Source organism: Streptococcus suis (genome assembly GCF_002964045.1).
Taxonomy (GTDB): domain Bacteria; phylum Bacillota; class Bacilli; order Lactobacillales; family Streptococcaceae; genus Streptococcus; species Streptococcus suis_U.
Map to the genome: position 1 here is coordinate 1 of NZ_POPB01000051.1, position 273 is coordinate 273.

Consider the following 273-nt stretch of genomic DNA (forward strand, 5'->3'; position numbering starts at 1 on the left):
AGGTTTTCAAATTCAATAAAGGTATCTCGCTCTAGTTTTTGGAGTTCTTCCAACTGGTGCTCTAGTCCCTTGATTGAACGCTCTGCTTCTTTGACCGTATAATCAGAATCACTTCCTAGTTTGATTTCTCTGAGTTGCTCCAGCTTGTCATTGATATAGGTAACCTGCTTCTCTCGACTCATCGGTATTTTTTCAAACTGGGAATCTCCAATGACAATGGCATCATAGTCGCCTGTGATAATACGTGATACGAACTGCTTACGTTTGGCTTTG

1 pseudogene is annotated in these 273 nt (G+C 41.0%); it reads right to left on the reverse strand.

From position 1 onward, the window contains the following. A pseudogene (locus C1E99_RS00220) lies at positions 1-273 on the reverse strand (hypothetical protein); the annotation flags it as partial.